Source organism: Bradyrhizobium agreste (assembly GCF_016031625.1).
Taxonomy (GTDB): domain Bacteria; phylum Pseudomonadota; class Alphaproteobacteria; order Rhizobiales; family Xanthobacteraceae; genus Bradyrhizobium; species Bradyrhizobium agreste.
Genome location: NZ_JACCHP010000021.1, coordinates 123,267 through 140,909, shown reverse-complemented (window position 1 = coordinate 140,909; position 17,643 = coordinate 123,267). Strand labels below are relative to the sequence as shown.

Annotated in this window: 17 protein-coding genes and 1 pseudogene; 12 read left to right on the top strand and 6 right to left on the bottom strand. The window is 64.7% G+C overall.

The window, feature by feature from the left end:
* Positions 1 to 56 precede the first annotated feature (56 nt).
* On the top strand, positions 57 to 1,151 hold the full coding sequence (locus HZZ13_RS27855) for an HD-GYP domain-containing protein (RefSeq protein ID WP_197962724.1): 1,095 nt from the start codon (positions 57 to 59) through the stop codon (positions 1,149 to 1,151).
* A 104-nt stretch (positions 1,152 to 1,255) separates the two neighbouring features.
* Here the strand turns inward: HZZ13_RS27855 and HZZ13_RS27850 are convergent, their stop codons facing one another.
* Together HZZ13_RS27850 and HZZ13_RS27845 are read right to left on the bottom strand one after the other, a co-directional pair.
* Positions 1,256 to 2,836, bottom strand: coding sequence for an AMP-binding protein (locus tag HZZ13_RS27850; protein WP_197962723.1), 1,581 nt, complete (start codon positions 2,834 to 2,836; stop codon positions 1,256 to 1,258).
* 194 nt (positions 2,837 to 3,030) lie between these two features.
* Entirely contained in the window at positions 3,031 to 3,441 is a 411-nt protein-coding gene (locus HZZ13_RS27845; RefSeq protein WP_197962722.1) for a VOC family protein, read from the bottom strand.
* Positions 3,442 to 3,565: 124 nt separating this feature from the next.
* Here HZZ13_RS27845 and HZZ13_RS27840 point away from each other — a divergent pair, with 124 nt between their 5' ends.
* From HZZ13_RS27840 to HZZ13_RS27825, 4 genes and pseudogenes are all read left to right on the top strand, one after another.
* The gene (locus HZZ13_RS27840) at positions 3,566 to 4,540 is read left to right on the top strand and encodes a Bug family tripartite tricarboxylate transporter substrate binding protein (RefSeq protein ID WP_197962721.1); all 975 of its coding nucleotides are present in this window, start codon (positions 3,566 to 3,568) and stop codon (positions 4,538 to 4,540) included.
* An 83-nt stretch (positions 4,541 to 4,623) separates the two neighbouring features.
* Positions 4,624 to 5,139, top strand: a complete 516-nt coding sequence (locus HZZ13_RS27835) for an ArsR/SmtB family transcription factor (RefSeq protein ID WP_311972757.1) — start codon at positions 4,624 to 4,626, stop codon at positions 5,137 to 5,139.
* An 8-nt stretch (positions 5,140 to 5,147) separates the two neighbouring features.
* A pseudogene (locus tag HZZ13_RS27830) lies at positions 5,148 to 5,483 on the top strand (SRPBCC family protein); the annotation flags it as partial.
* Positions 5,484 to 5,500: 17 nt separating this feature from the next.
* The gene (locus HZZ13_RS27825; protein ID WP_197962720.1) at positions 5,501 to 6,238 is read left to right on the top strand and encodes a DUF899 domain-containing protein; all 738 of its coding nucleotides are present in this window, start codon (positions 5,501 to 5,503) and stop codon (positions 6,236 to 6,238) included.
* A 175-nt stretch (positions 6,239 to 6,413) separates the two neighbouring features.
* Here HZZ13_RS27825 and HZZ13_RS27820 read toward each other — a convergent pair whose 3' ends face one another.
* Entirely contained in the window at positions 6,414 to 7,658 is a 1,245-nt protein-coding gene (locus tag HZZ13_RS27820; protein ID WP_197962719.1) for a S1C family serine protease, read from the bottom strand.
* Positions 7,659 to 7,861: 203 nt separating this feature from the next.
* Here HZZ13_RS27820 and HZZ13_RS27815 point away from each other — a divergent pair, with 203 nt between their 5' ends.
* From HZZ13_RS27815 to HZZ13_RS27800, 4 genes are all read left to right on the top strand, one after another.
* Complete coding sequence (locus HZZ13_RS27815; protein WP_197962718.1) at positions 7,862 to 8,479, top strand: hypothetical protein; 618 nt, start codon at positions 7,862 to 7,864, stop codon at positions 8,477 to 8,479.
* Positions 8,466 to 8,840, top strand: coding sequence for a transcriptional regulator (locus HZZ13_RS27810; protein ID WP_197962717.1), 375 nt, complete (start codon positions 8,466 to 8,468; stop codon positions 8,838 to 8,840). Before HZZ13_RS27815 ends, HZZ13_RS27810 begins: the two co-directional genes overlap by 14 nt.
* 30 nt (positions 8,841 to 8,870) lie before the next feature.
* A complete protein-coding gene (locus HZZ13_RS27805; RefSeq protein ID WP_197962716.1) occupies positions 8,871 to 9,611 on the top strand; it encodes a di-trans,poly-cis-decaprenylcistransferase in 741 nt (246 codons plus the stop codon).
* Between the two features lie 102 nt (positions 9,612 to 9,713).
* Positions 9,714 to 10,199: a Crp/Fnr family transcriptional regulator gene (locus HZZ13_RS27800; protein WP_197962715.1), complete on the top strand. Its 486-nt coding sequence runs from the start codon at positions 9,714 to 9,716 to the stop codon at positions 10,197 to 10,199.
* On the opposite strand, the gene HZZ13_RS27795 is transcribed toward HZZ13_RS27800, so the two are convergent.
* Positions 10,138 to 10,965: a metallophosphoesterase family protein gene (locus HZZ13_RS27795; RefSeq protein WP_197962714.1), complete on the bottom strand. Its 828-nt coding sequence runs from the start codon at positions 10,963 to 10,965 to the stop codon at positions 10,138 to 10,140. The two genes, HZZ13_RS27800 and HZZ13_RS27795, sit on opposite strands and share 62 nt — an antisense overlap.
* A gap of 205 nt (positions 10,966 to 11,170) precedes the next feature.
* Here HZZ13_RS27795 and HZZ13_RS27790 point away from each other — a divergent pair, with 205 nt between their 5' ends.
* The 3 genes from HZZ13_RS27790 (at position 11,171) to HZZ13_RS27780 (ending at position 14,137) form a co-directional block, all read left to right on the top strand.
* On the top strand, positions 11,171 to 11,857 hold the full coding sequence (locus HZZ13_RS27790) for a DNA-3-methyladenine glycosylase I (protein ID WP_197962713.1): 687 nt from the start codon (positions 11,171 to 11,173) through the stop codon (positions 11,855 to 11,857).
* A 150-nt stretch (positions 11,858 to 12,007) separates the two neighbouring features.
* Complete coding sequence (locus HZZ13_RS27785; protein ID WP_197962712.1) at positions 12,008 to 13,606, top strand: hypothetical protein; 1,599 nt, start codon at positions 12,008 to 12,010, stop codon at positions 13,604 to 13,606.
* Between the two features lie 237 nt (positions 13,607 to 13,843).
* Entirely contained in the window at positions 13,844 to 14,137 is a 294-nt protein-coding gene (locus tag HZZ13_RS27780) for a hypothetical protein (protein WP_036024052.1), read from the top strand.
* 102 nt (positions 14,138 to 14,239) lie between these two features.
* On the opposite strand, the gene dinB is transcribed toward HZZ13_RS27780, so the two are convergent.
* Entirely contained in the window at positions 14,240 to 15,340 is a 1,101-nt protein-coding gene (gene dinB / locus HZZ13_RS27775; RefSeq protein ID WP_197962711.1) for a DNA polymerase IV, read from the bottom strand.
* A gap of 120 nt (positions 15,341 to 15,460) precedes the next feature.
* Positions 15,461 to 17,458: an acyltransferase family protein gene (locus HZZ13_RS27770; protein WP_197962710.1), complete on the bottom strand. Its 1,998-nt coding sequence runs from the start codon at positions 17,456 to 17,458 to the stop codon at positions 15,461 to 15,463.
* Positions 17,459 to 17,643 lie beyond the last annotated feature (185 nt).

Genomic DNA, 17,643 nt, shown 5'->3' with positions numbered 1-17,643 from the left:
TCCGGCTTAGGCTGACAGGCCAATACGCCCGAGGTCCCGGTACTTGTGGGGAAGCCATGAACGCCTCAGCCAAACCCGCCGCCAAACGCCGGCTTCTGCTCGCCTCCGATCGGAGTGACGGCAGCAGCGAGCTCGCCAGCATCTTGAAGGCGGTCGGCGACGTCTCCACAGTGAAGACGGAGGAGATCCCCGCCCAGCCGTCGCGCGATCTCTCCGGGCTCGTGGTCGACATCAACCTGCGCTCGCCCGAGAGCGTGCAGCGGGTCCGCAACAAGCTGCGCGGCGATGCCTATCGTTCGATGCCGCGGCTGTTCGTGCTCGCGGACGCCCTGCATCACGGCACCATGCAGGCCTGGGCGCTCGGTGCGACCGACACCATCTCACGGCCGCTCCAGGCCGAGGCCATCCTGCAGCGCATCCGTGCCGCCTTCCCGGACACCGCGGCCTATGACGCGACCGATCGCGGCAAGACGCTCAACCGCGGCGTCGAGGCGGCGCATGCGGTGCTGACCAAGATGTTCGAGAAGCTGCCGCTCGGCGTGCCCCTGACCTTCGACGACGTCATCGCCGCCGAGAGCAAGATCCTGAAGGCGATCAAGCATTCCTCGCTGCGCGAATGGCTCACCACGGTCGGCTGTCATCATGTCGGCAGCTATCGCCATTGCCTGTTCGTCACCGGCTTCGCCGTCGCCTTCGCCCAGCATCTCGGCATGCGCGAGGACGACCAGCGCCGTCTGACCCGCGCCGCGCTGCTGCACGACGTCGGCAAGGCCTTCGTTCCGGCCTGGCTGCTCGACAAGCCGGGCAAGCTCACCGACGAGGAGATGGCCCAGGTCCGCCAGCATCCGCGCCGCGGCTACGAGGCGCTCGCCGCCCAAGGCGGCTTCCCGCCGGAGATGCTGGACGTGGTGCTGCATCACCACGAATTCCTCGACGGCTCCGGCTATCCGAACGGCCTGTCGTCGAACCAGATCAGCGACATCGTGCGCCTGACGACGATCGTCGACATCTACGCCGCGCTCGTCGAGAAGCGCGCCTACCGCATGCCCTTCACCCATTCGCGTGCGTTCACGATGATGGAAGGCATGGGCGGCAAGCTCGACCAGCAGCTGCTGCAGGCGTTCCGCCCGGTGGCGCTGGGGTCGTTCTAGGCAATCTAGTCCGTCATTCCGGGGCGATGCGAAGCATCGAACCCGGAAATCTCGAGATTCCGGGTTCAACGCTGCGCGTTGCCCCGGAATGACGTGACGTCTTCTTACCCCACCATCTTCCGCAATTCCGCCTTCGCCACCTTCTCCAGCGTCGAGCGCGGCATGTCGTCGACGAACCTGAACTCGCGCGGCAGCTTGAAGTCGGCGAGGCCCTTGCGGCAGGCTTCCATCACGCGATCCTGCAGGTCGGGCGCAGCACCCGCGACGCCGCCCTGCGGGATGATGAAGACCACCGGCACCTCGTCCAGCATCGGATGCTTCTTGGCCACCACCGCGGCCTCGCGCACGCCCGGCACGAGCGCGATCACCTGCTCGATCTCGGAGGCCGCAACGTTCTCGCCGCCCACCTTCAGCATGTCCTTGGCGCGGTCGCCGAACTTGATGAAGCCGTTCTGAAGCCGCTCGACACGGTCGCCGGTGAGGAAGAAGCCGTGCTCGTCAAAACTCTCGCGCGTCGCCCTCTCGTTGTGCAGGTACTCGGCGAACAGCGACAGGCCCCGGATGCCCTTGATCGCGAGATTGCCGGTGTCGCCGACCTCCGTCGGCCGTCCGTCATCGTCGGTGATGCGGATCTGATATTCGGGCGCGGCGCGGCCGATCGACATCGGGATGTTGGGCTGATCGACCTCGCCGACGATGCCGTGGGTGATGGTCTCGGTCATGCCCCACCAGCCGATCGTCTTGACGCCGAAGGCGGCAAAGGCCGGCGGCTCGTTGATTGCGGTGCCCCACAGGCGGAACTTGTGGTCCTTCGGGATCTCCTGCTCGAGCAGCGCCTTCATGCAGAACGGGATTGTCGAGGTCCAGGTCGCGCCATGCTCGCGCGCGACGCCCCAGAATCTGCTCGCGGAGAACCGCGGCTGGATCACGCAAGTGGCTCCGACCCACAGCGTCGCCAGCATGGAATAGGCCAGCGCATTGGTGTGGAACAGCGGCAAGTAGGCCTGGTGCACGTCGGCGGCGTGAAGGTCCTCGTGCGCGGCGTTGATCTTGGCGCCCCACAGCGCGTTGGCATGGGTCCACAGCACCGCCTTCGGCCGCGACGTCGTGCCCGAGGTGTATTGCACGCTGCATGGCGCCAGCGGATCGGTAGCGCGCCGGGGACGATCGGCGCTGTCGGCGAACAGCGATTCGAAGCTGTCGCCGCGCGAGACGCCGCGCGCGGGCGCCGCGCCCGCATCGTGCGAGGTCACCGCCAGCCAGCTCATGTTGCGGCAGTTCTGCGCGACGACTTCCGCATAGGTCGGCTGCGTGATCGCGGCGACCGCGCCGCAATGATCGGCGAAATACGCGATCTCGGCCGGCGCCGAGCGCGTGTTGGTGGTGACCGCGACGGCCCCGAGCTCGACGCAGGCGAACCAGGCCAGCATCGCCTCGATGCAATTGTCGAGATGGATGAGAACATATTCGCCCGGCTTGATGCCGCGCCTGGCGAGGCCGGCCGCGAGCGCGCCGACCCGCTCGTGAAACTCGCCGTAGCTCCAGCGCCGCGCCGGCGCGTCGAACGGCGCCCAGATCAGGAACGGATGATCGCGCCGGACCTCGGCGCGCAGCTTGAGCAGCCAGGGCACGTCGAGCCCATCGAACGGGCCCACGATTCCGGCTGTGGTCTGTTGAACTGGCATGGCTCCTCCCGGTGCAGCCTGCATCCTGCTGGCGGCTGTCTTGTGATGATTGCGTCTTCCTGCCATCGGACGACGCGGGACGCAAATCGGGGGGCGAATCTCTCTCTGTTGTCATTCCGGGATGGTCCGAAGGACCAGACTCGGAATCTCGAGATTCCGGGTTCGGTGCTGCGCACCGCCCCGGAATGACGAGTCTAGTTTTCGTACGACGAGATCTCGATCAGGCTGCCATCGGGATCCCGGCAATAGACCGAGCGCAGCGTGCCGCGGGCGCCTTGCCTCGGGCCCGGGCCTTCCTCGATCGCGACGCCATGTGCCCGCAAATGCGCCACCACCTCGTCCGGCGTGGCCGAAGTGAGAAAGCACAGGTCTTCGCTGCCCGCGGTCGGATGGTCCGCGGTGAACCACTCCGTCTTGTCGGCATCGCGTTGCCGGACGTTGATCCTCTGGTTACCGAATTCAAGGAAAGTCCGCGGCGCTTTGCCGCCGCCGGGATCGAACACCTTGACATCCATGCCGAGAATCTTGCCGTACCACGCAGCACTTGCCGCGACGTCGCTGACATTGATCACGAGATGATCCAGGGCATGAACCTTGACCGTCATGTCTCATCCTTTCGTCGTGATGTGCCCCGCGCACTTTCCGCACTCGGCAAGCTTTGTTACAACCGCAGCGACCCGGCCTTCAAGCCATCCGACCTTCAAGAACAACACTGGGAGAACCCTTGAGATGATCACTCGCCGTACCGCGCTGGGCCTGCTCGCCGCCAGTCCGCTTGCAGCCACCCCGCTGTCGAAGGCCCTTGCCGCCGATTATCCGGCCCGTCCGGTGAAATGGGTGGTGGGCTATCCGCCGGGCGGCGCCACCGACATCCTGGCACGGCTGATCGGCCAGCGGCTGTCGGAAAAGCTCGGCCAGCAATTCGTGATCGAGAACAAGCCGGGTGCCGGGAACAACATCGCGACCGAATCGGTCATCAATGCCGAGCCCGACGGCTACACGCTGCAGCTGGTCAATCCGGCCAACTACATCAACGCCTCGCTCTACGCCAATTTGAAGTTCAACTTCGTGCGCGACATCGCGCCGATCGCCTCGTTCCAGCGCGTGCCGAACGTGATGACCGTCAACAAGGACGTGCCGGCCAAGAACGTCGCCGAGTTCATCGAATACGTGAAGGCCAATCCCGGCAAGGTAAACATGGCCTCGTCCGGCAACGGCACCTCGGTGCATCTGTCCGGCGAGATGTTCATGGCCATGACCGGCTGCAAGATGCAACACGTGCCCTATCGCGGCGCCGCGCCCGCGATCACCGACATGCTCGCCGGCCAGGTGCAGGTGATCTTCGACAACATGCCCTCGATCATCCAGCACATCCGCTCCGGCAGCCTGCGCGCCATCGGCGTCACCACCACGGAACGGTCGCCGCAGCTGCCCGACGTGCAGCCGATCGCCGACACCGTCAAGGGCTATGAGGCGAGCGCGCTGTTCGGCATGGGCGCGCCGAAGAACACGCCGAAGGAAATCATCGCCAAGCTCAACGCCGAGGTCAACGCGGTGATCAAGGAGCCCGACATGGCCAAGCGCCTGGTCGAACTCGGCGGCGAGCCGCGGCCCCAGACCCCCGAGGCGTTCGGCGAGGAGATCAAGGCCGAGACCGAGAAGTGGAAGAAGGTCGTCGAGTTCGCCGGCCTGAAGGTCGAGTAGAAATCTCGTGATGACGAGGGAGAGAGCCCTGCCGTTCGGCAGGGCTTTTTTCTTGGCTGCGTCCAGCAACAGATCACGCAGTCGTGCGGATCCGCACCTGCGGGTTCCGGCTTGACGTCGTCGCGCTCGCGTCTATACTAAACCACATGGTTAAGTATCAGGACGAGACGCTGGACCGGACTTTTGCGGCGCTGTCAGACCCGACGCGGCGTGCCTTGCTGGCGCGCCTCGGCGAGCAGGACGGCCTGTCGGTGAGCGAGCTGGCGGCGCCGTTTCCGGTGTCGCTGCCGGCGATCATGAAACATCTCGACGTGCTCACGGACGCCGGGCTGATCGTGCGCGAGAAGACCGGGCGCACGGTCGCATGCCGGTTGACAGCGCAGCCGATGGAGCAGGCGATGAACTGGCTCAATCGCTATGCGCAGTTCTGGTCCCACAATCTCGATCGCCTCGCCGCCTTCGTGGAGGAAGAGACATGGCCAACGCAGCCGCCAACGCCGCCGAACACCCGGCAGAACGTCCAAGCCTCACGCTCACGCGCCGGCTCCGCGCGCCGCCGCAAAAGGTCTACGCCGCCTGGACGCAAGCCGCGCAGCTAGCGCAATGGTTCGGGCCGCCGAACATGAAGCCGGCTTCGCTTCAAGCCGAACTCGACGTTCGCGTCGGCGGCCGGTTTCGCATCAGCTTCACCCGCGACGACGGTGAATATTTCGAGGCCGGCGGCCGCTATCGCGAGGTGATGCCGAACGAGCTGCTCGTCTTCACCTGGGCCTGGCATTCGACGCCGGAGCGTGAATCGCTGGTGACGATCTCGCTGAAGCCGGATGGCGCCGGCACCCTGATGATCTTCCATCACGCCCAGTTCTTCGACGAGACCGCGCGCGACAACCACCAGCGCGGCTGGAGCTCGTTCTTCGACAAGCTCGATGCTTTCGTCGCCTGACCCCAAGGGAGAACGCCATGCAGCAACATCAGATCGTCTCGCGCGAGCAATGGATCATCGCGCGCAAGGCCCTTCTGGCTCACGAGAAGGAGTTGACGCAGGCCCGCGAACGGCTCGCCGAGGAGCGGCGCGGGCTTCCCTGGGTCAAGGTCGACAAGACGTACGAATTTGAAGGGCCGAACGGCATCGTGTCGATGGGCGACCTGTTCAAGGGCCGGCCGCAGCTCATCGTGCAGCACGTGATGTTCGCGCCTGACTGGGACGCGGCCTGCAAGAGCTGCTCGTTCTGGGCCGACGGGTTCGAGCGCATGGTGCCGCACCTGGCCGCGCGCGACACCGCCATGGTTGCGGTCTCGCTGGCCCCAAGCGCAAAGCTCGAGGCTTTCAAGAAGCGGATGGGTTGGACCTTCGACTGGGTTTCCTCAGGCCGCAACGATTTCAACCGCGATTACGGCGTGACGTTCTCGCCCGAGGAGGTCGCGACCGGCAAGCCGATGTACAATTTCGGCACCACGCCGATCTACGGCCCCGAGCTGCCCGGCATCAGCGTGTTCTACCGCGACGAGGCCGGCGCGATCTTCCACACCTATTCCTGCTTCGCCCGCGGCCTCGATATGATGAACGCCGCCTATCAATATCTCGATCTCACCCCGCTCGGCCGTCACGAGGAAGGCCTGCCCTATCCAATGGATTGGGTCCGCCTGCGCGACCAGTACGAGCCGCAGCCGGCGAAGGCGGCGTGCTGTCACGGGTGAGGGAGCGGGCCGCGCCGCGAACTCTACTCTGTCACCGTCACCCTGAGGTGCCGGAGCGAAGCGGAGGCCTCGAAGGGCGGCGGCCCAGCTGCATCCGGGCCGATTCATCCTTCGAGGCTCACACTGCGTTGCAGTGTGAGCGCCTCAGGATAACGGAGTTGGTTGCATCGCTTTCCTACCGCTTCGCGTCCGCCTGTTCCGCCGCATTGCACGAGATCAGCATCGTGTACGGCCGGGCGTTGGCGGCGATGTCGGTGGTCTTGAGCTCGCTCTTCGGCTCGGCGGTCTGATAAGGCACGACGGAATTGTCGAGGAAGTCGCGCAGCACGCCGGTCTTGATGGCGAAGTTGATATTTTCAGGGATGTTGCCGGTCGCCACGGCAATGCGCAAGGCTGGGATCTTTCCGGTGACCACGCCCACGACCTGACCGGTGCCGTCGAACAGCGGCCCGCCGCTGTTGCCGGGCTGCACGGGTGCGCTGATCTGCAGGAAGCGCGAGTCGTTGCGCATGCCGCTGAGCGAGCTCACGATGCCGGTGGTCACGCTGAAGTCCGAGGTCAGGATGCCATGATAGGGAAAGCCGATCGCGACGACGGAATCGCCGGAGCGGATCGAGCGGTCGCGGATCCGGGCAAAGTCCTTGAAGGTCGTCGTCGATGGCGCCTGCAGCAAAGCGAGATCGTTGTTGGCGTCGCTCGAGACGACGCGCAGCACCATTGCGGTCTCGCCGGTGAGATTGCCCTTGATGTCGCCGACGCAGCCGTCGATCACATGGTGATTGGTGACGATGTGCCCGCCCGTGCTGACGACGAATCCGGTGCCGCTCCTGCCTCGGGCCGGTTTGCCGCCGGCCGGCGGTGTCGCCTGCTTCTCCGCCGCCGCTGCCGGCTTGGCCGCAATCTTGGTGAAATCGCCCGCCTTGTCGAGCCCGTCGACTTTCACCTTGCTCACGCAATTGGTCAATGCCGCGATCACCGGCCCAGTCGATGTCAGATCGAAATTCAGAACGGCGCGGCCGGCAGTTGCCACCATGAGGCTCGCCTTCTGAAACGTCCGCACGACATTGAGCGGCATGACCGCCGTGAGCATGTTGGACTGATACGCCGTCGCGTACAGCCTGGCTTGCTCCTGCCCGTCAAAGGTCACGTCGATCGCGGCGCTCTCGCCCTTGTTGAAGCGGTAGCTCGGACTCGCAAAGGCGAGCAACCAGGTGCCGGCGGCATTTTTGCTCACTACCAGGATGACGCCGTTTGCATAGGGCGTCGTCGCCGCGCAATGGGAGAAGGCGCCCGTCTCGTCATTGCTGAAGGCGCCGCCGACCCAGTTGCCGACATTGACGGTGCCGAACGGCCCCGCCGCATTCGCCGCGACCGCACTCGCCTGCAACACGAACGCAACGACCAACGACCTCAACCACATACCAGCCCCCGGAAAACACGCCTGGATCCATCCTATCCGCGAGGGTAGGTGAGACGCAACCGTCAGTTGTCCGCTTTCGTCGTCCGGCTGCCCGCAGCAGTTCGGGCTTGCATTTACTTTGCGGTGCCATATACTTTACAATACAAAGTAACTGGGCCTGTGGTCCCGCAATTCCCGGGTGGAACGAGGTTTTGGCGTTGCCGATGCGCGATCTCGACAAGGCGCTGGCCGACATCGTGACGATCCGCAGCCAGATCGCGGCGGGCACCGCCTTCCGCGGCTACGGCCCGGCGACGATGGTGGCGACCGGCGCTGTTGCGCTCATCACCGCCGTACTGCAATTCTGGTTGCTGGATGATCCGACCGGCGAGCCGCTCGGTTTCTTCATCGGCTGGTTCATCGCCGCCGCGCTCTCGGGGCTGATCATCGGCGTCGAGATGCGCGCGCGGTCGCGACGTCATCATTCCGGTCTCGCCGACGCGATGATTCACCAGGCGGTCGAGCAGTTCCTGCCGGCGGGCGTTGCCGGAATTCTGTTCGCGGTGGTGATGTGGAAGTTCGCGAGCGAGACGCTGTGGCTGCTGCCGGGCCTGTGGCAGATCCTGGTGTCGCTCGGCATCTTCGCCTCGGTCCGCTCGCTGCCGCGCACCGTCGCGCTCGCCGGCGCCTGGTATTTCGTGTCCGGCTTCGCGGTCGTGGTGCTCGCGAGCCGAACCCACACGCTGTCGCCATGGACCATGGGCCTGCCCTTCGTGATCGGGCAATCGTTGATGGCGGCCATTCTGCATTTCGCGTCCGGAGACAACGATGTCGAAGATTGACAGCGCGCCCTTCTCCTATGAAGGGCTCGACCGCGTGATCCACGAGAAGGCGAGGCTCGGGCTGCTGACCTCGCTGATGGCGCATCCCAAGGGGCTGGCATTCGGCGATCTCAAGCAGCTCTGCGGCCTCACCGACGGCAATCTCAGCCGGCACCTTGCCGTGCTGCAGGAGGCCGGCCTCGTCGAGGTGACCAAGGGCTACGAGGGCAATCGCCCGCACACCACCTGCCGCCTCACCAAGGCCGGCCGCCGCCGCTTCCTCGATTATCTCGCCGTGCTCGAGCGGCTGGTGCGCGACGCGGCGAAGGCCGCCGGCCGCGAGGCGCCGCCGCTCGGCCGCCTCGGTGTCGCCTCGACCTGATCCTCCCCTTTTTTGACCGGAGACTTTGCAATGCAAAGTGACATCACGTCCCGTAACGAGAAGCTTCATGTCGGCATCATCATGGACGGCAACGGCCGCTGGGCGACGCGGCGTGGCCTGTCGCGCGTGCGCGGCCACGAGGCCGGCGTCGAGGCCATCCGCCGCATCGTCGAGGCCGCGCCCAAGCAGGGCATCGGTACGCTGACGCTTTACGCCTTCTCCACCGACAATTGGCGGCGGCCGAAGGCCGAGGTCGCGGCGTTGATGACCTTGCTGCGCTTCTACCTCGCCAACGAAGTTCAGAGCCTCGTCAAGAACGGCGTGCGCCTCTCCGTCATCGGCCGCCGCGACCGCCTGCCCGACGGCATCGCCGCCGCGATCGCGCGCGCCGAGGCGGCTACCGCCGATGGCCGCACGCTGCACGTGCGCATCGCCGTCGATTATTCCGCGCGCGACGCCATCCTCAATGCCGCCGCGAAGGCGGCCGCGCTGACCAGCCTGACCCGCGAAGCCTTCTCGCAGCTGGTCACTGGCGAGGCTGGCCTTCGCGACGTCGACCTCATCATCCGCACCTCCGGCGAGAAGCGGCTGTCGGACTTCCTGCTTTGGGAAGGCGCCTATGCCGAGCTGCACTTCACCGAGCGGATGTGGCCCGAATTCGATGCCGGCGATCTTGCCGAGGCGCTCGCCGCCTTCCATGGCCGCGAGCGCCGCTTTGGCGGCCTCCAGGCCATCCTGCCAGGCGACGTGCCCTCGCTCTCCCGGGTGTGACGCGCCTCGCGCGCCAGCCGGCCCCCGCTGATTGCCGCCCGGCATGGATCGTGCTCTAGTCGTCCGGCGTTGGGTATCCCCTCGCGACAGGAGCTTTCGCACATGCGTGCAGTCCTCGATTATTGCACAGGCGGAACGGAGCGGCAGCTGGCCGCCGGCACGATCATCGTCGCCGAGGGAGGCACCTCCGGCCATCTCTACGTGCTGATCCAAGGCAGGCTCGAGGTGCTCAAGGGCGAGATGGTGGTCGCCACCGTGACCGAGCCCGGCGCGGTGCTGGGTGAGATGTCCGTGCTGCTGGGCCAGCCGCACACCGCCACCGTGCGGGCCTGCTCCGACGCCATCGTCTACGAATTCGAGGATGCCGCCTCGTTCCTCGAGAAGGAGCCGGGCGTGGCGCTGCTGATCGCAAAAATGCTGGCGCAGCGGCTCAACGTCGCCAACACCTATCTCGCCGATCTCAAACGGCAATATTCCGACCACGGCACGCATCTGGCCATGGTCGGCGAGGTGCTGCAGAGCATGATCAACCTGCCGCCGCTTGAGGTTTCGCCAGGCTCGGATCGGCAATCCGATCCAAGAATGTGAGCCAGTCGGGCGGCGCCTCGATGGGGGCAGCGGGCCGCCGCAGCGGCGCATTGAGGTCGATCCACTGCGCCTCGCCGGCCGCGAGCCAGAATGCCTTGTCGGCATCGAGATCGAGCACGATGCAGGTCGGGGGACGGCCGGGTTGCAGGCCCGTGTTGAAGACCCAGGTCTGGCCCAGCCGGTCGAACCACGATCCATTGCTGATGAAGGGCGATTGATGCACATGGCCCGAGATCACCATCGACGGCTGGTATTGCATGATCCACTGCACCAGCTCGACGTCGCCGAAGAAGCGCTTGCCGCCCCAGCTCGTCGGTGAATCCGCCGGCGGCGCATGATGCGCCCAGATCCAGCGCGGCGGCCGGACGGCCGCGGCGTCGCGCAATTGCTCGACGAGGCGTTGCTTGACCTGGGGTCCGTCCCACCACGGGCACACCGTGAAAAGGGTATCGCCGACGGTGAGGCTGTCGCCGTCGCAGGCGATGCCGAGCTCGCGCACCTCCGAGATCCAGCGCGAAATCTTCTCGCCTTCGGCGTTGCGCTCGTCGAGATCGTGATTGCCGGAGCAGAGGATCACGCGGGTCGTCGCGGCCAGCAGCGCGAGGTACTTTTTCACCACCACGATCTGGGCGCGGAAATCCACCATCGAGCCGATGTCGAGCGCGTCGCCGGCGAAGATCACGAGGTCGAATCGCGGCGCCGCGCTGACCAGCCAGTCGAGCTGAGGCAGCGAATAGTGCAGGTCGGCCACGACCAGGCAGCGCATGGAAAATCCGACGGCCAGAGATCAAAATGTCAGGGAATTCCAAAACGGCATAAAGCAAGAAGCAGACCAGCCCGGCCGGCCCTTTGCGTCAATCCTATGAGCGACAGCATGCTGCGCCCCGTCGCAGAGCGCAAGGCGGCAATGCGGGCTGGACCGGATCGCCGAATTCTGATGTCGTGGCTCATCCTCGAGAGCGCGTGTCCACATGACCCCCTTCAAGACCATTCGCGCCCGCGCCGAGAAGCGCAAGGGCGGGCCCAAGGCGCTGGAAAAATTGATGCCGGCCAGGCCGGACCTCAAGCGGCTGGCCAAGCTTGGCGACGACCGTATCCTCGCCGAAATGACCAAGCGGGTGTTCTGCGCCGGCTTTGCCTGGAGCGTGATCGATTCCAAATGGGACGGCTTCGAACAGGCCTTCCTGCATTTCCTGCCCGCCAAGCTCAGCTTCCAGCCCGAAGACTATTGGGAGGGCCTGCTCCGCGACGCACGCATCGTGCGCAACGGTGCCAAGATCATGTCGGTGCGCGACAACGCCGTGTTCGTCCAGGAGATCGCGAAGGAGCACGGCAGCTTCGGCAAGTTTCTGGCGAAATGGCCGTCGTCCGACGAGATCGGCCTGCTCGATCTCCTCAACAAGCGCGGCAGCCGGCTCGGCGGCAACACCGGCCAGATGCTGCTGCGCTTCGTCGGCTGGGACGGTTTCGTGACGTCCAAGGACGTCGTGGCCTGCCTGCGCGATGCGGGTCTCGACATCGCCGAGGAGGTCAAGTCGAAGGGCGATCTCGCCAAGGTGCAGGCGCAGTTCAACGCCTGGGCCGAGGAGACCGGCCTGCCGTACACATATCTGTCACGTATCTGCGCGCTGTCCGTCGGCGAGAACAGGAGCGAGTAGATCGCGCCGCCCCTGCGTATAGGATGTTGCAATCGGCCTGGCCGCACGCAAGAATATGAGAAGCGCAGAAAGCCGCGAGAGCGCTGGCCTTCTGATCGACGATGATGCTTGGCGCGCCGATCGAGCCCCGAGCGAATGTCGGAGGCCGCCATGGTGATGTTCAATTTCAGGAAGCTCACGACAACCGGCTTTGACGAAGACGCGCTGACAACTAGCACGGCCGACGAGCTGGTTTTCAATTTCGGTTCGCTGACGACGAGCGGCGATCTCGCCAACGGGATATCCGCCAACGCGGACCGTGTCATGATCGACAACTTCGGCCGGATCACCACGAGCGGGCTCGGCGCGGCTGGTATCGTCGTGCTCGGCGATGACGCACAGATCCGCAATTTCGGGTCGGTGATCACGCAAGGCGGCTCGTTCGATCCGGATCCGAACGTGGACGGGGACGAAGTCACCTCGGACGCGATCATCGTGTTCGGCGACCGGTTCGTGATGATCAACGATGGTACATTGCGCGTGCACGGTGACTTTGCTTCCGGCATGTCCGGGATCGGTGCCGACGGCACGATGATCAACCATGGCCGCATCGACAGTTCTGCATTCGCATCCGTCGTGATGGCCGGGTTTGGCGACCGGATTCACGCGATCAATGCAGGCGATGTGGTGTTCAGTGGCGATGAGGCCGTCGCGATGCTGCTGTTCGGTGAAGGGGCTCGAACGCTCAACACCGGCAGGGTGATCATGAACGGCGACGGCAATGCAGGGATCGGTGCTGCGGCGTCGGGCGCTGAGGTTACGAATCGAGGGCTGATCGAAATCAACGGCGACGAATCGACGGCGATGGCCGGATTTGGCCGCGGTCATCACCTGGAGAATTTCGGACGGCTGGTCGTGCATGGCGATCTCGCTTTCGGAATGGCCTCTGCCGGACGCGATCTCGAGCTGGTCAATGCCGGAACCATCGTCACCGAAGGCGATGTCGCCATCGGCGTCGCTCTCGGCGTGAACAGGTTCGGTTTTCGTTCGATGCAGGACGGCGATTTCGAGAACAAGGGGGTGATCCATACTCACGGCGATGGCTCTGCCGGTGTGATCCTCGGCGGCACCGGGTCGCACTTCGTCAACAGCGGCAATATTGCGACGGATGGTGGCGCAGCTGCCAGCCCGACGCTGGGTAACATCCATGCCGCTGGCGTCTTGGTGTCCGGCGTCGATGTGCTGGTCGAGAACAGGTCGGATGGCGCGATCCGGAGCAGTGATCCTGCCTCCGCCGCCGTCGAGCTCAACGCCATGATCCGCCCGGGGCTATCCAACGCCGAGACGTCATCGCGCCTCGACAATGCAGGCCTGATCAAGGCAGCGGGGACCGCAATTCTCGGCGGCGATGGGCGCGAGACGGTGGTCAATCATGGCAGCATCGTCGGCGACGTCGTGCTCGGCGACGGTGCCGACACGTTCGTCCTCGGTTCACATGGCCATCTCGCTGGAAAGCTCTATCTCGGCGGCGGCAATGATCTCGTGCGCATCGAAAGGGACGCAGGCTCGATGCGCGTCGCCGATTTTGCCGCGGGCACCACAAGCGGCGATGCCGTCGATCTCTCGGCCTATTTCTCCAGCTTCGACCAGGTGATGGCGCATAGTCGCCAGGCGGGAAGCGACGTCGTCGTCGAACTCGGTCACGATCGCTTGGTGCTGGAGCATGTTCAGCTCGCCGCCCTGAACGGCGGCGATTTCGTACTGACCTGAGCACGGCGGTGTGAAGCCGGCATGGCGACGAGCCGGAACGAATGGTTCAATGATGTGCATCCTGTGGCGCTTCCGTGCCCTTGCCGCGGCCGATGAAACTTCCGATCACGAAATACATTTTTCAGGAACATTTGTCCGCAGCACCTGTTCGGGACTCTGAGCCAGGCGCACAAGGGCGCAGGGAATGCTCGCTCCCGCCCGGCTCGATGACAACCGGATCCAGCAACGGAGCAGCTCATGAAGCTCACATCTGAACAGGTGAAGCAGACCGTCAACCAGCTCGGCGCTCAGGTGCTGCCCGACGAACATCCGGCGATGCCGCAGCTCAACAGCATGTTCGGCGAGCACACCTTCTTCGTCGACGAGATGGGCCTCAAGGTCCTCGAGCCCACGGGATCGCTTGGCAGCGACCGCCAGAGCGGCGAGGTCGTCAGCCTCGCCGATTGGGGCGATTCCGACCTGACGCGCCTGATGGCGCACGAGCCCGAGCCGACCGGCGTGATCGTGGTGTTCGAGCACGTGCGGCATTGAGCGGCGCGAGCGCGATCGATCTCCAACGGTGGCGGGTCGGCGGATCCGCCACCGATCGTCGCGCTCGGTGCGCCTTGTCGTCGAAGATAGCTCGGGCCGCGTTCAGATGCCCAGCGTCAGCTGCGGCTCCGACTCGCCGGCGGCATGAAGCGACGACAGCGAAACCCCCAGCAGCCTGACGCGCTTGGGCAGCGGCATCTCGGCTTCGAGCAGGCCGCAGGCCAGCCGTTCCAGGTCGTCGCGTCCGGCAACGGCCGCCGCGACCGATCGGCTGCGCGTGATGATCTCGAAATCGGCGAACTTGATCTTCAGAGTGACCGTGCGGCCGCGATTGCCGGCCGCCTCGCAATGCCGCCACACCTTGTCGACGAGCGGCCTGAGCTCGGCGACCAGCGCGTCGAACGCGTCGAGGTCGGTCGAGAACGTGTTCTCCGCGCCGACGGATTTGCGGATCCGGTTGGCGCGCACGGGGCGTTCGTCGACGCCGCGCGAGATCCAATAATAGTACGCGCCCGACTTGCCGAAATTCGCGTTCATGAACTCCAGCGATTGGTTGCGGATGTCGCGGCCGGTGAACAGGCCGAGCGCGTTCATCTTCGCAGCCGTCGCCGGACCGATGCCGTGGAATTTGCCGACCGGCAGCGTCTCGACGAAGGCCGGCCCCATCTCCGGCGAGATCACGAACTGGCCGTTGGGCTTGCGATGATCGGACGCGAGCTTGGCCAAGAACTTGTTGTAGGAGATGCCGGCCGACGCGGTGAGGCCGGTCTCGGCCTTGATCTTCGCGCGGATCTTCAGCGCGATGTCCCGCGCCAGCGGGATGCCTTGCAGGTTCTCCGTGACGTCGAGATAGGCCTCGTCCAGCGACAGCGGCTCGATGACGGGCGTGTGCTCGGCAAAGATGTCGCGGATTTGCCTGGAGATCGCCTTGTAGACCTCGAAGCGCGGCCTGACAAAGATCAGGTCGGGACATTGCCGCTTCGCCGTCACCGACGGCATGGCCGAGCGCACGCCGAACCTGCGCGCCTCGTAGCTCGCAGCCGCAACGACGCCGCGTTCCGCGGAGCCGCCGACCGCGACCGGCTTGCCGCGCAGCTCCGGATTGTCGCGCTGCTCCACCGACGCATAGAACGCATCCATGTCGATGTGGATGATCTTGCGCACGGCCGCGGCTGCGCCAGGCATCGTGTCGGATTCGCTCATGGCGAGATGATACAATTGCGCGAGAAGAAGCGCGAGGTGCCAGATGCTTCCGTCGATCTGGCGGCTGAATTGAGCTGCACAATCGCGGCAGGCTCTCAGGCTTGTGACGAGAGGCGCTCGTCAGTTCCGTTCAGTCGGGATGGTTTCGTCTCGGCCGCGATCCCTATGGAGGGGTGGAGGCTCTCCCTTGCCACGGATGAACTCAAGGAGCTGGTTTGAGGCTCCGTCGCCAACTCGTTGCGCACCCGCGACTGTGAGGTGATTGACGTCCCAATAGAGCCAGAGACCGTCCATCGCGGTCGGACACTCGGCTTCTCCGCACAGATAGCGTTCTGGATAGAGCAGAAAGACCTGGTCCGGATAACGGCTCCGGATCTCCTCGAGCATCGCATAGAACTCGCGATTGTCGGCCTGCACGCGGTCGAGGGGCACAGCAGGACAGGCCTTGCTTGCTGCGTGCCAGAGGGGTCCCGGTGCGAAGCGGGACATCGCGCTGCGGCAGCCCGGCTCGACTCCGGGTGCTATGATCAGGAAGCGCCGTCCGCTGCCGCCCAGCTCATGGATCGTGTTCTCGATGCCAGCCCGCCAGACCTGCAGGGCCGATGCATTGACCTCCGGCGCGAGCTCGTTGCGGATCGCATTGCCGTAAGTCATCCAGGATTGACTGAGCACGATTGCGGCCTGGTTCTGCCTGATCGCGGCGAGATAGGTATCGCGCTGGCGTTTGCAATCCTGCGAGCCGTCGAAAGCGATTCGCACGAGGCCGACGAGCAACGGACAACCTTCGGCCGTATAGGCCTCTCCCCGGACGGCGGCGCGCTTTGCCGCCGGGTCCAGCGCTGCGACATAATGCTCGGCGAAGGAGTCGCCAAGCACTTGCACGCCAACGCGGTCGCTCAACGACCCGAAGGCACATTTGGATTGTGCGCTCTTGGCGCACGGCCAGAAGCCGAATCGCTGCAGATCGGCGACCTCGCGGGCCTGTGCCGGGAGCCGCCATGGCCAGCCATCTTGGCGGTTGGCCACAAATGCAACAATCGCGAGCGAGACGATCGTCGCGGCGGCGGGGCCGGCGACTCGCAGCAGTGACGAGCGACGCTCGCGATACGGCTTTTCGATCAGCCGATACATCAGCGCAGCCAGCATTATCGCAAGGGCGATGATCAGCACTTTCACCACAACCGACTTGGCGTCATCGCCCATGATATAGTTTGCGTAGACGATCAGGGGCCAGTGCACGAGGTAGAGCGAGTAGGACACCAGCCCGATCCCCGCAGTCAGCGGATTGGTCAGGACAGGCGAAAGGACGTGACGCTCGCCCGCCAAGATCACGCAGGCTGCACCCAGGCATGGGATGAGGGCTGTCGCACCAGGGAACGAAGTCGCATTGTCGAAGCTGACAACCGCGTAAGCGATCAAAGTGAATCCGGCGGCAGCCAACAGCGAGCGCGCTCCGGCCGGGAAGGTCAGCCTCTGCTCCGCAAAGATGACCAGCGATCCGATCGCAAATTCGAAGGCGCGGCAGGTCGGCAGGTAGAAAGCACCCGAGCTGTCGGTTGCGAGTGTCGCTTGCGCGACGCCAAGCGAAAGAATTGCGCTGCCAAGAATGAGCAAAGGCAGTGCGCGGCCGAGCAATCTGCGTCCCAGCAGAATGAACACGGGCCAAAACAGATAGAATTGCTCCTCGACGGCCAGCGACCAGAAGTGAAGCACGGGGCTGGGATCGGCCGAGTTGGCAAAATAAGCGTGGCTGCCGCGCCAGAAGTAGAAATTCGAGACCGATCCGAGCGTTGCCACGACGTCTTGAGCCAGGCCCTTGAAAAGCTCTGGAGAGAACCAGAGGCCACCGACGGCCAAAATGCCGACAATGGTGACGATCGCTGCGGGAAAGAGGCGTCGGATGCGGCGCTCGTAAAATCGCTGGATTGAAAATTCTCCGCGATCAGCCTCGCTGAGAATGATCCGAGAGATCAGATAGCCGGACACGACGAAAAACAGGTCGACCCCGACAAAGCCACCGCTGAACGGCGGAACGTCCAAGTGATAGAAGAATACGCTGAAGACGGCGATCGCTCGGAGCCCGTCAATGTCGCGTCGATGGGATAGCTTTGTAATCAAGTGCTGAATCCATTGGCGGCGGTTCGTCGGACTGCGGATTCGCGCGCACCCGCTCGCCTTTAGCGAGCCCGCATGAATTCTTCAACCGCAGAACGGGCTGAGTTCTCCCCCAATCGGCCTCGCCCCAGTCAAGCCGTCTCCGTCAGAAACGGCAATCCATCCGATGCTGCTGCGAAAAGGCGCAG

Coding starts and splice junctions, on each gene's coding strand:
- HZZ13_RS27855 (WP_197962724.1), top strand. CDS start 57: ATGAACGCCTCAGCCAAACCCGCCGCCAAACGCCGGCTTCTGCTCGCC.
- HZZ13_RS27850 (WP_197962723.1), bottom strand. CDS start 2,836: ATGCCAGTTCAACAGACCACAGCCGGAATCGTGGGCCCGTTCGATGGG.
- HZZ13_RS27845 (WP_197962722.1), bottom strand. CDS start 3,441: ATGACGGTCAAGGTTCATGCCCTGGATCATCTCGTGATCAATGTCAGC.
- HZZ13_RS27840 (WP_197962721.1), top strand. CDS start 3,566: ATGATCACTCGCCGTACCGCGCTGGGCCTGCTCGCCGCCAGTCCGCTT.
- HZZ13_RS27825 (WP_197962720.1), top strand. CDS start 5,501: ATGCAGCAACATCAGATCGTCTCGCGCGAGCAATGGATCATCGCGCGC.
- HZZ13_RS27820 (WP_197962719.1), bottom strand. CDS start 7,658: ATGTGGTTGAGGTCGTTGGTCGTTGCGTTCGTGTTGCAGGCGAGTGCG.
- HZZ13_RS27815 (WP_197962718.1), top strand. CDS start 7,862: ATGCGCGATCTCGACAAGGCGCTGGCCGACATCGTGACGATCCGCAGC.
- HZZ13_RS27810 (WP_197962717.1), top strand. CDS start 8,466: ATGTCGAAGATTGACAGCGCGCCCTTCTCCTATGAAGGGCTCGACCGC.
- HZZ13_RS27805 (WP_197962716.1), top strand. CDS start 8,871: ATGCAAAGTGACATCACGTCCCGTAACGAGAAGCTTCATGTCGGCATC.
- HZZ13_RS27800 (WP_197962715.1), top strand. CDS start 9,714: ATGCGTGCAGTCCTCGATTATTGCACAGGCGGAACGGAGCGGCAGCTG.
- HZZ13_RS27795 (WP_197962714.1), bottom strand. CDS start 10,965: ATGCGCTGCCTGGTCGTGGCCGACCTGCACTATTCGCTGCCTCAGCTC.
- HZZ13_RS27790 (WP_197962713.1), top strand. CDS start 11,171: ATGACCCCCTTCAAGACCATTCGCGCCCGCGCCGAGAAGCGCAAGGGC.
- HZZ13_RS27785 (WP_197962712.1), top strand. CDS start 12,008: ATGGTGATGTTCAATTTCAGGAAGCTCACGACAACCGGCTTTGACGAA.
- HZZ13_RS27780 (WP_036024052.1), top strand. CDS start 13,844: ATGAAGCTCACATCTGAACAGGTGAAGCAGACCGTCAACCAGCTCGGC.
- dinB (WP_197962711.1), bottom strand. CDS start 15,340: ATGAGCGAATCCGACACGATGCCTGGCGCAGCCGCGGCCGTGCGCAAG.